Source organism: Flavobacterium stagni (assembly GCF_004122105.1).
GTDB lineage: Bacteria > Bacteroidota > Bacteroidia > Flavobacteriales > Flavobacteriaceae > Flavobacterium > Flavobacterium stagni.
On record NZ_SBKN01000001.1, the window covers coordinates 268,921 to 283,878 of the forward strand.

General features: G+C 41.4%; 8 protein-coding genes. 6 read left to right on the top strand and 2 right to left on the bottom strand.

The features are described from left to right. Nucleotides 1–62 precede the first annotated feature (62 nt). From EQG61_RS01210 to EQG61_RS01220, 3 genes are read left to right on the top strand one after another with little or no spacing between them, the layout of a single operon-like run. Nucleotides 63–3,740, top strand: a complete 3,678-nt coding sequence (locus EQG61_RS01210; RefSeq protein ID WP_164974867.1) for a TraB/GumN family protein — start codon at nucleotides 63–65, stop codon at nucleotides 3,738–3,740. Further along, entirely contained in the window at nucleotides 3,740–4,393 is a 654-nt protein-coding gene (locus tag EQG61_RS01215; protein WP_129460049.1) for a queuosine precursor transporter, read from the top strand. Before EQG61_RS01210 ends, EQG61_RS01215 begins: the two co-directional genes overlap by 1 nt. Beyond that, entirely contained in the window at nucleotides 4,383–4,943 is a 561-nt protein-coding gene (locus tag EQG61_RS01220; protein WP_129460050.1) for a DNA-3-methyladenine glycosylase I, read from the top strand. The genes EQG61_RS01215 and EQG61_RS01220 overlap by 11 nt, the downstream gene beginning before the upstream one ends. 595 nt (nucleotides 4,944–5,538) lie before the next feature. Here the strand turns inward: EQG61_RS01220 and EQG61_RS01225 are convergent. Continuing rightward, nucleotides 5,539–6,960 carry an RCC1 domain-containing protein gene (locus tag EQG61_RS01225; RefSeq protein ID WP_129460051.1) on the bottom strand — a complete coding sequence of 474 codons (1,422 nt, stop codon included), beginning with the start codon at nucleotides 6,958–6,960 and terminating at the stop codon, nucleotides 5,539–5,541. Between the two features lie 46 nt (nucleotides 6,961–7,006). Next, complete coding sequence (locus EQG61_RS01230) at nucleotides 7,007–8,428, bottom strand: RCC1 domain-containing protein (protein WP_164974868.1); 1,422 nt, start codon at nucleotides 8,426–8,428, stop codon at nucleotides 7,007–7,009. A 691-nt stretch (nucleotides 8,429–9,119) separates the two neighbouring features. Here EQG61_RS01230 and EQG61_RS01235 point away from each other — a divergent pair. From EQG61_RS01235 to EQG61_RS01245, 3 genes are all read left to right on the top strand, one after another. Next, the gene (locus EQG61_RS01235) at nucleotides 9,120–11,063 is read left to right on the top strand and encodes a tetratricopeptide repeat-containing sensor histidine kinase (protein WP_129460053.1); all 1,944 of its coding nucleotides are present in this window, start codon (nucleotides 9,120–9,122) and stop codon (nucleotides 11,061–11,063) included. 6 nt (nucleotides 11,064–11,069) lie between these two features. Continuing rightward, nucleotides 11,070–11,819, top strand: a complete 750-nt coding sequence (locus EQG61_RS01240) for a LytR/AlgR family response regulator transcription factor (protein WP_129460054.1) — start codon at nucleotides 11,070–11,072, stop codon at nucleotides 11,817–11,819. Nucleotides 11,820–12,011: 192 nt separating this feature from the next. After that, nucleotides 12,012–14,912 carry a fibronectin type III domain-containing protein gene (locus EQG61_RS01245; RefSeq protein WP_129460055.1) on the top strand — a complete coding sequence of 967 codons (2,901 nt, stop codon included), beginning with the start codon at nucleotides 12,012–12,014 and terminating at the stop codon, nucleotides 14,910–14,912. The last annotated feature ends 46 nt before the right edge of the window (nucleotides 14,913–14,958 follow it).

Below are 14,958 nucleotides of genomic sequence, written 5' to 3' on the forward strand. Positions count from 1 at the left end.
TATTCAGCACAACTTTCGTTTTGTTTTTTAAGTATATTTGTTGAAAACCAAAACTTTTTATTTTGAAAACAGCTATTCGCCTCGTTGTACTCTTACTACTCTCTTGTTCGGTTCACGCACAATTTGAAAAATCACTTTTATGGGAAATCTCTGGAAACGGACTCAAAAAGAAATCCTATGTGTACGGTACATTTCACGTAAGTGAAAAAATTTCCTACCATTTATCCGATGCCTTTTACCAACATTTATTGGAAGCCGACATTGTGAGTAACGAAAGTAATCCCGAAACATGGGATATCCTTTTTGATCTCGCGTTGGGCGAAGCCAATTTCAATCAAGAATCCCACCAACTTTTTTCTGATAACATTTTAAAAGGAGCCGATAAACAAAAGATTCCGGGTTTGTTTGCCAATATGAATTATTTCAGCAACATGACCTCGGGCAACGATGGTGAATCCGCCGATTATCGCGAAAACACGGTGTTGGACATGTTCATTTTTCAAACCGCTAAAAAATACAACAAGAAAATTGTTGGTTTAGAAAATGCCAAAGAATCGTATTTGGCCTTGAACCGTTATGAAAAAACCCGCAACTACGACGAAGACGAAACAGAAGAAAATTCAGAAGAGGCTGAAGAAAAAAGAGCGGTTTTAGCTAAAATCATCAAAGGAAAATCAGCCTATCTTGCACTTAAAGACTTCTACCGCGAGAAAGACATTGTGATGCTAGATTCGTTGAGCAAACTCACTGACGGACCCAAAAAACACAAAATTCTCATCTTGGACCGCAACTACATCATGGCCAAAAGCATTGACTCTTTAGCGCGTCAAGGGAGTTTGTTCAGTGCGGTAGGTGCTGCACATTTGGCCGGAAAAGAAGGCGTTTTACAATTGTTAATCGACAAAGGTTATACCGTAAAACCCGTCCTTGGTCCGCTTACTAAAAAAGGCGAAGCCCAAAAGAAAGTTTTGGAAGAATTATACGTTACTCCAAAAACCAAACCCAGTGCAAGTCAGGACAACATGATCCAAGCGGTGAGTTTCGATTTGGATCTGGAATTTGGTCCGATGAAAAGTACGTTGGACATTTCCAACGGAGGCGTTCTCAACATTACGCGTTTACCCCTCAACGATTTTATGGTGAAACGCAAGGATAAATTCAATCCCAAAACCATCGATAGTTTGCTATACGAATTCATCCCCGGTAAAATCTTAGAGAAAAAAGACATTGCCGAGGAATCGTTTGTAGGTTATGATGTGCGAAATAAATCCAAAACGGGTAACTACCAACATTTTCGTTTTTATGTCACGCCACTGGAGATCATTAGTATCTGTATGGTAGGACCCAACGACTATGTTAAGAAATTTGAACAAAGCATTTACGACCGCATAAAAATCAAAGGATTTGGTAAAAACTGGGCAACCGTTTCCCCATCCAAAGGTGGATTTAGCGTTAATCTGCCCGAATACTGTGTTCAATATGGCAATTCAGAGAAGTTTGATTCCAATGTGACGTTCCAAGCCTATGATCCAACTGAAAAAGGCTACTATTTTGTGTTGGAACAAACCATGAACGACTTTGAAAACTTGGATGACGCTTTTTTCCAACACGGACGTTTGCACAACGAATTCTACATGAATCACGAGTTGAAAGAAACCGCAACCTTTGATGAAAAAACCACCGTATTTGAATCAGCAAACGACAGCGAAAGCCATAAATACCGATTAAAATCCTTCATCAAAGGCAACAAATATTACCTTTTAGGAGCCGTAGATAGCGGTGAAGAAAATACGCGTAAATTCTTCGACTCCTTCACCATTGCTCCTTTTAAATTGCAAAAAACTACGGTACACCGCGATACTGTATGTAAGTATACCGTTGAAATTCCGGAGAAAGTTAATGAAAGTAAAATATTAGGCGTTAGCCGCAGCGAAATGTACCGCTTCATGCCCAAGTCGCTTCGTGAAAATCGCATCAATACTTCTTTTAACTCCCATTCGGGTCAGAGAGTATCCATCAATGAACTATACATTGGACGTTACAATCAGTTGAGTTCGATCGATAGTTTAAAAATAAATACGTTGAACTATTTGGAAATCGAAGAAGAAGACAACGATTCGATTCCCGATGCGGATCCATTGCATTCCAAATGGGATACGTATTTTAAAACCAAAAAGAAATCCAAAGTAACCCTCATCGACTTCAAGCAGGATACCGAGCAAAACGCACATATATTGGATGCAATCATCACCAAAACCGACGCCGCTCAAGCGATTAAAGTTCGAGTGATCACCAATAAAAACCGCCAAGTGATGCTAAAAACTTTGGTGGATAAAGACTATAAAAACGACGATGCTTTTATTGAAAAAGTGTACAGTTCGTTCCGAATGGAGCCCAATGAAGGCGCCGGATTTTTAGACGACAAAGTTCAGTTATTTATGGATGAAGCCCGCAGTGAAACGGATTCCATCCGTAAGTTGGCCTTTGAAAACATCTACTCGTTAAGTCTGAAAGAATCCGATTTTGAGCGCATTAAAAACTTTATCGACACCTTCTCGTTTAAGGATAAAGAAATTGAAGGCAAAAGTACGTTGTACAGCGAACTCAGTCATTTGAAAAATCCAGAAATTGAAACCTATCTCGAGGCAAAATACAAGGAAGAAGGTGTCAAATCGATTGAACAATTGGCGATTTTAAATGCCCTGGCATCGCATGAAACTGAGAAGTCATTTAAAACCATTCTCCAATTGATGGAATACGATTTGCCGGTTTCTGAAGACAGCTCAGAAATTTACCAACTCTTTGGTCATTTGAGAAAAAAACCGGAAATCAGCAAGGTACTGTTCCCCGATATTTTTCAATTCTACGGCATCGATGAATACAACAAACCGATTATTTTATTTTGCAACGAACTTCTCGAAAAGAAACTGGGATCACCCAAGAAAATTGCCGCTTTCCAGAAAATTATCTTGACCCATTCCAAACTGGAATACAAACGTATGGTGAACCGTCAAGAGAAAAAAGCCGCCAACGCCGATGAAGATGGTGAAGACAATTATATTGAAGATTATGTTGTAGCTGCTGAAGGTGAAGAAGAGGGAGAAAACACCCAATACAGTGATTTACTCAACTACATTTCCTTATTGTACCATTTGCCTTCGAACAAAAACGTGGATGAGTTGTTGGAAAAAATGAAGAAGATAGACGACCCGAGCTTGCAATTGGAAATTGTACAGTTGGAAATGGCGCACAACAAAACGACTAAAGAACGATTGCAAAGTGCGTTGGAGAATCCCAAATCCAAATTCAACACCATCTTGTTGTTGCAACAAAAAGACGACTTCAATTTATTAGATGCACTCAAAGACGATGAAATTTCTGAGGCAGCTATGTTGTTTTTTGATAAAGTGGGTGCCAAAGACAAAGTACAATTTTTAGAAAAACGCACAACCCAAAAAGACGGTCACGATTTGGTCTTCTATTTTTACCAAACCCAGCCCATGAAAGATGGAAAACCCAGTGGAACCAAGGTGTTTCATGCGATGGCATTTGTAGTGAAAAATGGCAAAATTCTCCCTCAAGTTTTCAAATCACCCGTTGTGGAAGATATTGACGAAGAAAATACGGTGGAAAAATTGATGCCCATCATCATGAATGAAACATTGAACGAAAACCGTCCGATGGCCAATTACCGCAAAGACAGTAACAATTATAACCCTTTAATGGATTACGAAGACTAATGTTTCAGACGCGTAAAGATATGGTCTACATCGTGTTGGCGGGTATTTTTATCACCAACGCATTGGTTGCCGAACTCATCGGCGGGAAACTCATTTATGTGGGAGAAGCCGTGATGAGTTTGGGAATCCTCCCCTGGCCAGTCGTTTTTGTGACTACTGACCTCATCAACGAATATTTTGGTGAAAAAGGCGTACGCAAACTGTCTTTACTCACCGCTTCGCTGATAACGTATACGTTTGTGCTGTTGTTCATCGGACTCCAGATTCCCGCTGTGAAAGGCGATGGTTTGGTGACCGACGACCAATTCAAAGCCGTTTTCGGACAGAGTATGCTCATTATTATCGGAAGTATTACGGCCTTTTTGGTCTCACAATTAATTGATGTTACCCTATTTCACTTTGTCAAAAACAAAACGGGCAACCGCATGATTTGGTTGCGCAGTACGGGTTCGACCGTCATTTCCCAACTCTTTGACAGTTTCATTGTCTTGGGAATTGCTTTTTGGCTACCCGGAAAAATGGACAACGACACCTTTATTCTTTCCGCGTTTACGGGCTATTCCGTCAAACTTGGGATTGCCATATTACTGACACCGCTTATTTATTTGGGCCATTCGTTAATCGACAACTATTTAAAAAAAGATGGACACTAAACACCGTTGCAGCTGGTGCGAAAAAGACGATTTGTACCGCGCGTATCACGATCACGAATGGGGCCGCCCGGTGCGCGACGACCAAAAAATGTTTGAATTCCTGATTTTGGAAACGTTTCAAGCCGGACTGAGTTGGTACACCATCTTGGCCAAACGCGAGAACTTTCGCAAAGCCTTTGACCAATTTGACGTTGTGAAAGTCAGTCAATACACCGAAACCAAAATCCAGGAATTATTGCAAGACGCGGGTATCATTCGCAACCAATTGAAAATTCGGGCAGCCGTGAGCAACGCCCAGGCCTATAGAAAAGTTCAGGAAGAGTTTGGTTCGTTTTGCGACTACTTTTGGAGCTTCACCGGTGGCAATCCCATCGACAATGCACCCCGAACCTTGAAAGACGTACCCGCCTCTACCCCGCTTTCGGATGCCATTAGCAAAGACTTAAAAAAACGCGGCTTCAAGTTTGTCGGCACCACCGTGGTCTACGCCCACATGCAAGCTACGGGAATGGTGAATGATCATGTGGTTGGGTGTTGGACGAGAAAATGAGCTGCTGAGAAGCTGAGCTACTGAGCGACAACACCTACTAAAAAATAAAGGTAGTAAATTAATCCACCAAGCCGCATAAATTAAAAGTCTTAAGTCGGCCAAAGGCCGCGGTTCTTTGCAATCGTAAACTTGGCAAACTTTGCCTCTTTGCGGTGAAAAAACCTTGTGAAACTCTGTGCCCAACTTAGTGAAACATTGTGTTCCAAAATTTTATAACATTAAGGTATTAAGTTAATCCACCGAACCGCATAAATTAAGACTATTAAGTCGGCCGAAGGCCGCAATCTTTATGCCTTAAACCTTAGTGCCTTTGTTACTTCGTGGCAAAAAGAAGAAAGAAGAAAGAAGCAAGAAGAAAGAGGAAAGAGGAAAGACAACTGTGGTATTCAACACGGCAAGCACTACACTCCTAAACCCAATACACTTATAAACTCTCATTTGAAAATGTGATGATTTGAAGATTTGAAAACAGGTGTTCTTTCGCACCTACTGCTACACTCCTAAACTCTTCCACTTTTCCACCCCCTACCCATTGCGACTGATAAACACGGCATCCAACCTAAAACTTTAAACCTGAAACTAAGTTTACCTCCGCTTAACGCGCAATCAACACGCGTAATTGCGTAATAATTTGCCCGTTTTTGTTTTGTAAGGCTGTGAGGTAACTCCCTACTGGCAAGGCACTCACATCCTCAGTAAATTGGGTTTCTCCATGGGGCAATGGCACTTGACGTAAAATGCGGCCCGTTAAATCGTACCAAATCAAGGCTGTCGCTTCAGGAAAAGCAGTATAATCCAACGTGATAATATCACTAGCCGGATTGGGATACCCTTTCAAGACCGCACTGGCTGCTGTAACCTCGGGCGAGCTTAACAAACAAATCCCCGGAACTTGTACGGGTACCGTACTGCTGTTATCCGATGTACCGTTTCCAAATTGTCCATACGTATTATCGCCCCATACCCAAAGCGTACCGTCGGTTTTGGATGCAATCGCAAAATTCTGACTCTTGCATTTGACCTTGTCCCAATTACTATCCGTTCCAATTTGCACCGGCAAGGGCTGGTCTATTAAATTCCCTATCCCCAATTGACCGAAATCATTGGCCCCCCAAGCCCATAAGGTACCGTCAGTTTTGATTCCGTAAGAGCTAAACAATCCCGTAGCAATTTCCCGCCACGTATCCGTTCCCACTCGACGGGGAACATTACGAAACAACGTTAAGGACAACCCATCTCCTGTCTGTCCATAACCGCCTTCTCCCCATGACCATAAAGAACCGTCGGTTTTCAACGCGAGTATGTGCGCACCAAAGGAACTGATTTTCTGCCACTGATTTTCCGTACCCAATTGAATCGGCAAGGGAACCAAGCCCGTACTCGACCCCTGCATGAGTAGTCCAGAAAAATTTCCTCCCCAACCCCATAAGGTACCGTCACTGCGCAAAGCAATGCCAGTACTCGATGCACTACAAGCCACATCTATATAATTGGATGCCGTAGTGATTTGTACCAAACTCAGTTGACTGAGCGGTGTAGTACTGCCCTGTCCCATTTGGTAAGAATCATTAACACCGGCACCCCACAGCGTTCCGTCACTCTTGATAAAAAAACTAAACTCTCGGTAGTTGGCTACTTTACTCCATAAACCCGTGCCTATTTGAGTAAAATTAAATACTCCATCAACTGATGAATTGATTCCCAAGCAACCATAAGAATTCATCCCTACACCCCAAAACGTACCATTGGAACGAGAAACAAAAGTGTTGTTGCCCCCATTAATATTGCCAATGATGTCTGTAAAAGTTCCCAATTGTATAGGTGTCAACTCAATGTTTTGCTCTAGATCACTCGCTAAATTGTAGTAATTGTTGAATCCCCAACCCCACAACGTGCCATCACTTTTCAAAACCGTGACATAAAATTCTCCAGGGTTAAAATCTGTGTAACATTGTGCTTGCCCCATGCGTGGGAGCAACAAACAAAGGAGAAGAAAGGAATTGCGAAAAATGTGCATGGCGTTCGAGTCTATCAATTGTTTAAAATATCTGTTTCAGTTCCGCTTAACGCGCAATCAACACGCGTAATTGTGTAATAATTTGCCCGTTTTTGTTTTGTAAGGCTGTGAGGTAACTCCCTACTGGCAAGGCACTCACATCCTCAGTAAATTGGGTTTCTCCATGAGGCAATGGCACTTGACGTAAAATGCGGCCCGTTAAATCGTACCAAACCAAGGCAGTCGCTTCAGGAAAAGCAGCATAATCCAACGTGATAATATCACTTGCCGGATTGGGATACCCTTTCAAGACCGCACTGGCTGCTGTAACCTCGGGCGAGCTTAACAAACAAATCCCTGGGACTTGTACGGGTACCGTACTGCTGTTATCCGATGTGCCGTTTCCAAATTGTCCATACGTATTATCGCCCCATACCCAAAGCGTTCCGTCGGTTTTGGATGCAATCGCAAAATTCTGACTCTTGCATTTGACCTTGTCCCAATTGGTATCCGTACCGATTTGCACTGGCATGGGCTGGTCTATTAAATTCCCTATCCCCAATTGCCCATAATCATTGGCCCCCCAAGCCCATAAGGTACCGTCGGTTTTGATTCCGTAAGAGCTAAACAATCCCGTAGCAATTTCCCTCCACGTATCCGTTCCTACTCGTCGGGGGGTGTTGCGAAACAACGTTGGCGACAACCCATCTCCTGTCTGTCCATAACCGCCTTCTCCCCATGACCATAAAGAACCGTCTGTTTTCAACGCGAGTATGTGCGCACCAAAGGAACTGATTTTCTGCCACTGATTTTCCGTACCCAATTGAATCGGCAAAGGAACTACACCTGTACTCGACCCCTGCATCATTAACCCTGCCGAATTAGAGCCCCAACCCCACAAGGTACCGTCGCTGCGCAAGGCAATTCCTGCACCTGATGCACAACTTACCACCTCAACATAATTAGATGCGGAAGTGATTTGTACCAAACTCAGTTGACTGAGCGGTGTAGTACTGCCCTGTCCCATTTGGTAGGAATTATTAACGCCTGCACCCCAAAGTGTGCCATCATTTTTAATAAAAAAAGAAAAACCTCTACGATTACTAACTTTACTCCAAGATCCAGAACCAATCTGAGTAAAATTGGAAATAGCATCAACACTTGAATTCACACCTAAAGCACCATTGGTATTCTGACCTACCCCCCATAAAGTACCGTTCGAACGAAAAACAAAAGTGTTGTTGCCCCCATTAATATTGCCAATGATGTCTGTAAAAGTTCCCAATTGTATAGGTGTCAACTCAATGTTTTGCTCTAGATCACTCGCTAAATTGTAGTAATTGTTGAATCCCCAACCCCACAACGTGCCATCACTTTTCAAAACCGTGACATAAAATTCTCCAGGGTTAAAATCTGTGTAACATTGTGCTTGCCCCATGCGTGGGAGCAGCAAACAAAGGAGAAGAAAAAAAGCGGAGTTTCGATTCATGGCGTAAATGTGTATTAAAAAAGATTGATTGTATATTATACTCTGCAATTTAAAAAAGTATACTACAACAACCATCAGGAATTTTCCTAAAATTTCAAAGTATTTTTCCTATTTGAGAGGAAAGAGGAAAGAAGCAAGAGGAAAGAAAACGCGTGAAATTTTCACGGCACGCAGTACACTCCTAAACCTAATACACTTTTAAACTTCAATTTGAAAATGTGATGATTTGGAAATTTGAAAATAGGCGTTCTTTCGCACTTACTGCTACACTCATAAAACCATTACACTTTTAAACTCCCATTTGAAAATGTGGTGATTTGAAAATAGGCGTTCTTTCGCACTTACTGCTACACTCATAAAACCATTACACTTTTAAACTCCCATTTGAAAATGGGGTGATTTGAAAATTTGAAAATGTTCGTTTAATCACAGTCTATGCTACACTCCTAAACCCTTCCACTTTTACACTGAAATTCCAAATTCCAAAGAGAAATTCCTCCCGAAGTTTCGGGACCAAATTCCAACTGAAGTTACGAGACTAACGACTAATGTCTAAAGACTAACGACTAGTCACCCCCTGCCCCCTGCAACTGAAAACTCCAATTACTATACCGTTCAACAACCACTTAAACTAAACGCTGCATCGAACGGTATTCGCAAAACATTATAAATAAAAAACTAATTTTATACCATGAAGACAATTATTTTCCGCGCACTACTATTTTGCTTCCTTTTACTAGGAAAAATAAATGCATCACTCTATGCACAATATGATGTCGATTCGCTTAAACGCGTTATCGCTAACCCAAAATTGCACGACACCGCTCGATTGACCAATATCGCTATGATTATTGACAATCTATATGAAGATAAGGAATCGGAACGCTACAATGCATTAATGGGAAAAATTGCCCAAAAACATTTAAATGAAAGTGGATTAAATTCTGAACTCAAAAAAAAATATACCATGTACCTGGCAGCCTACTATAACAATATTAGTTATGCCATGGAAAATAAAGGAGACCGAAGGGCCTTATCGTATTTACAAAAATCACTCGACCTTTACCGTACTGTAGAAGCGTATGATGAATACTATTCGTCTTTGGTTAGTAAGGGATTGCTTTTGTACCGTCAAAAGCGGGAACGAGAAGCCATACAATGCTACTTTGAAGCCCTAAAATTTTTTGAAAAAAACCCCAAAGAAAACGCAGACGGAATCTCCTATGTGTATTCCAACTTAGGGGTGCTTTATGGTGAACAAGACTTGTTTAAAGAATCCATTAAATGTCTTAAAAAAGCCATTTTCTATTTGGACAGTAAAGACACAAAGCCAACCTTAGAAGATGCGCTTCAAAAAGCAGGAATGTATTATAATTTGGGAGCGGCCTATGCTGCCCGTAAAGAATTTCGATTAGCAACCCATAGCTATCGCCAAGCTTTTAAATTTGCAGAAATAACGGAACAGCGTTCCTACCAATGCTATGTGTTGTGTAAACTCAGTGATATCGACCTCTATTTTAAACGTCTTGATGCCGCTGAAGAAAAATTAATGAAAGCAAAAGCGCTCGCTGAAAATGAATTATCAAGTTGCGGGGTATTGGTAGCGTTGGGCGAACTCTATTTTACCCAAAAAAAATACGATAAAGCCATTCCTGATTTAAAAGAAGGGCTGCGCCAAGCCATTCAAATCCGTAACCGTAACCTTGAGATGGAAGCCTGTCATTTGCTCTACAAATCTCACAAAGCAGTGGGAGACACCAAAGCGGCACTCGCTATGGCTGAACGTTTTCACCAAATCAACGACTCGCTAAAAATTTATGAAAACCGAAAAGAACTAAAAGTTCAAAATTTAAAATACAATTATGAAAAAAGGGACTTACAGCACCGCTTGGAAGCCCAACAGAAAAACTATATCGTCTATGGCTTAAGCGCCCTATTCATTCTCTTGACTGTAATTGTGTTTTTTGTAGTGAAAAACTACCGTCAAAAAAATGCTATTGCTCAATTTGAAAAAAATGAGCTCCGTCAAAAACTGTTGCGCAGTCAGATGAATCCCCATTTTATTTTTAATTCAATCGACAATATCCAAAGTTTGATTTATAACCAAAAACCAACGGAAGCCGTTAATTATCTAACTAAATTCTCCAAACTTACCCGACAAATACTTGAATATTCCAACGAAAACTACATCACCTTGGAGGAAGAAATAACAATGATGGAGAACTATTTTGCCATCCAACAATTGCTCTACAACAATAAATTTGATTACACGATTGACATTCCCGATGAATTAAAAGAAGAACCGCTTCTCATTCCGCCCATGTTGACCCAACCATTTATTGAAAATGCGATTAAACATGGTTTAAAGGATAAAATAACAGGAGGTCGTATTCAAGTTCGATTCTACTTCAAATCAGCTAAATTATATTTTGAAATCACTGACAATGGAAAAGGGTTTGCACAACAAGAAACGGATAATCACAAATCCTTGGCTTTGAAAATTACGAAAGAACGACTTATGTATACCTCTGGAAATATTGATTTTAGTGTGAAAATTGAAAATCAAACCGATACTGAAAACAAGGTAATCGGAGCCAAAGTTTCTTTTGAGATACCGTATCTTTACGAAAATTAATCGCCTATGTTACGCGCTGTAGTTATCGACGACATTGAAGCAATTCGCACAAAAAATTATGAATTAATTAAAGTAACCTGCCCCAATATTGCCTTGGTAGGTCAGGCGGACAGCGTGGCTTCAGGTTTGCAATTAATCAAACAAGTAGTTCCTGATTTGATCTTTTTAGATGTTGAAATGCCCGACGGTACGGGATTTGACCTTTTGCAAAAATTGGGACCCACCCATTGTAAAGTTATTTTTGTCACAGGATTTGAAGACTTTGCTATTCGTGCTTTTCGGTTCAGTGCCATTGATTACCTTCTAAAACCTTTGGACCCTGAAGAACTAATTGAAGCCGTTCGCAAAGCAGAGGCCTTACAAAATAAAGAAGTTTGGGAACTAAAACTGAATACCCTATTCACCAATCTTGAACGCCCTAAAAACCTTCAAAAGTTGGTGTTAAAAACCGCTGAAAAAATCTATTCTGTCAATATTCAAGATATTGTTCATTGCGAATCCGACAAAAACTATACGACATTCTATTTCATCAATGCCCCAAAATTAGTCGTTTCAACAACCCTTAAAGAATACGAAACGCTTTTAAAACCATTCAACTTTTTCCGCTGCCATCAATCGCATTTAATCAACATGCTCTACTTTGATCATTTTATAAAATCGGATGGTGGAAATACTATAGTGATGAAAAACAAAAGTGCCATACCGCTTTCCATTCGTAAAAAAGAAGAATTTTTACTGCTTATCGACTCCCTTTAAGCCTCATTTTAGACCAAATTTGTCTGAAATACATTAAAAACGTTTTTAAATCCCACACGAATTTTCACACATCCCCAACGAATGTTCATTCAGTTGTAGGCGACTATTTCTTTATCCCTTACAAGCCCGTAATATCTACTTATTTTAGTTTTTGAATTGCTAGTTTAGTTATCCAAAAAAACACGAACATTCATGAAAAAAAATGACTTTTATACCCAGTTCATTATTTGGATTTTGGGGATAAGTTGCGGCTTAGGACTTTCAACAGCCAATGCACAAACCCCTTGTTTAGACCCAATTGACCCGATAATTATTTCATTATCCGCAACGGAAGTAACTATCCAATGGACGCAACCTAATCCTAATCCTTGGAACGGGTACGACTATTACCTTACCCAAAGTTCACAAGTACCGAATTCAAATACAACACCTACAGGTACAGTAACGGCTGATAATGTTACGCTCAATGTGCAAGTAGGCAATACCTATCGGTTTTATGTACGTTCCAATTGCGGTACCGTTACAGGAAGTGTCAAAGGACCGTGGCAGGGATTCTTGACCTTTACACCAATTCCAACGGGAAGCGGATGTGCCCAAGCTCCCTACGGCCTTCACCCAACAACTACATTTGTACCTGCCTACACCCAACTACCCGAACTCATCAATGCCGATGCCTATGCAGGTGAATTTTGTAAAGTAGATGTAATGGCAAACCGCCAATATGAATTCACCACTGACCGCAGTACAGACTATATTACCATTACAAACTTTAACGGAAGTGTGGTTTATGCCCATGGTGTCAATCCAGTCATTTACAATTCTGGTACAAATGATTATGAAATTCGCTATTACATCAGCGCGAATAGTATGTGCCTATCACAAGCTTCTGAACGGGAAAGATACATCACTGCGCGACTAGTTCCTTCAACTACGTGTCCAGCACCGTCCAACTTAACAACAACTTCCATTAGTACAACAGGAGCAATTGCCAATTGGGTAAACAATGCTCCAGGAGTAATAACATCGTTTCAATACTATTACAGTACAAGTGCGACAGCTCCCAACATTAACGCAACGCCAAGTGGTACGACAACATTTACCACATTTACCCTGAGTGGTTTAAGTCCAAACACCACCTATTACTATTGGGTGCGCAGTATATGTGATCAAGAATATACCCAGTGGATTGCAGGGGCGCCATTTACCACTCAAGCCACAGCAGTCACGGGTTGCACAACAGCATTGTATGGACAAACACCCGCTAATGTATTTGTTCCCGCCTGTACAGGGGTGCCTGAAATAATTGCAACCAACATGTGGGCAGGAAATTACAGTCAAATCGATATCTTACCCAACAAAACCTATACCTTCACCAGTTCGGTGGGAACTGACTTTATTACTATTCGTGATAATGACACCTCCATGGCCTATGCCAGTGGCCCCACGCCTTTGGTTTGGTCATCAGGTGCCAACACTGCACGAATAAAAATGTTTGTGTATTTAAACACCTCTTGCAGTACACAAAATGTTAATCGAACAACTACTATAACTTGCCAAAATGCAGTAACCAGTTGTAGTTCACCTTCCGGACTCACCATTAACTCCGTAACAGCCAACAGTGTCAACGCAACATGGACAGCTGGAAGTCCGGCCCCCAGCAACGGCTATCACTATTGGATCGCCACTACTGCCGCGACACCCAATAGCGCAACAACGCCAACAGGTTTAACGTCAACGCCCTCATTAACCGCTTCTGGATTGGCTGCAAATACTACGTATTACTTGTGGGTGCGTGCCAACTGTGGTTCCACAACCAGTCAGTGGGTATTTGGCACTTCATTTACAACGGTAGGTACTAGTGTTGGGTGTACCAATGCTCCCAATGGGCAATTTCCAGTCGCCACATTTACCCCCGCGTGTTTGGGTAACGATGAAGTAATTGTGACCAATGCCTATGCTGGTGAATATACGGTAGTAGCCATCCAATCCAACACCCAATACACCTTTAAAAGTTCGATTACTAGCGACTATATTACGATTACCAATTCCGATGCATCTGTGGTATTCACTGCAGGGAATACACCACTTTCGTGGAATTCAGGGAGTACAACAGGAACAATTCGCTATTATTTCCATGCCAATGCGGCTTGTGCGACACAAAACTCCGACCGCACCCGCTACATCGCTTGTCAGGCAACAACACCGACATGTGCGAGTCCGACTGGAGGAAGCTTTAGTGCCATAACGGCCACTACGGCTACTGCTTCATGGAACGCAGCCAGTCCAGCACCTGCAACAGGGTATCAAGTATACCTCAGCACTAATGCTACACCACCAACAGCATCTTCGACTCCTTTGGGCACAGTTACATCCAATGGAGCTTTACTATCTGGACTTGTTGCACAAACCACCTATTATGTTTGGGTGCGTAGCGATTGTGGAACCGGACAAAGTAGTTGGATCTTATTGGGTAACTTTACTACATTGGCTGCTAGTGCGGGTTGTACCACAGCAGTTAACGGTTTATATCCAGCAGCAACGTTTACCCCAACCTGTAATGGAACCACTCAAATTATCGCCAACAATGCGTGGACAGGAGAGTACAGTAATATTACAGCAACTGTAAACACCCAGTATACTTTTAGTAGTTCCGTCACCGCCGATTATATTACAATCACTAATACCGATGGATCGGTCATTTATGCACAAGGTGTAACGCCATTGGTTTGGAATTCAGGCAGTGTGAATGGTATACTACGCTATTATTTACACAACAATGCCAACTGTGCCTCCGAAAATGTGAATCGTGTTCGCAGCATAAGTTGCACCCCTTCGTTAGGCAGTACCGATTGGACACTCCAACCCAGCTTTACCGCCTACCCCAACCCAGCCTCGGATTCCGTTACTATTACAGGAACACAACCGATACAAACCCTACGAGTGTTAAATACCTTGGGACAGACAATAGCTACTTTTCACGTGAAATCCCAAACCCATTACCAATGGGATTGTAGTCACTACCCTCCTGGCTTGTATACGCTTATCATTGAAAGCGACACTAGTACACAAATCCTACGAGTAGTTAAACAATAAACTAAAAAAAACCGATAGCAATACACTGTCGGTTTTTTTTTGGAAG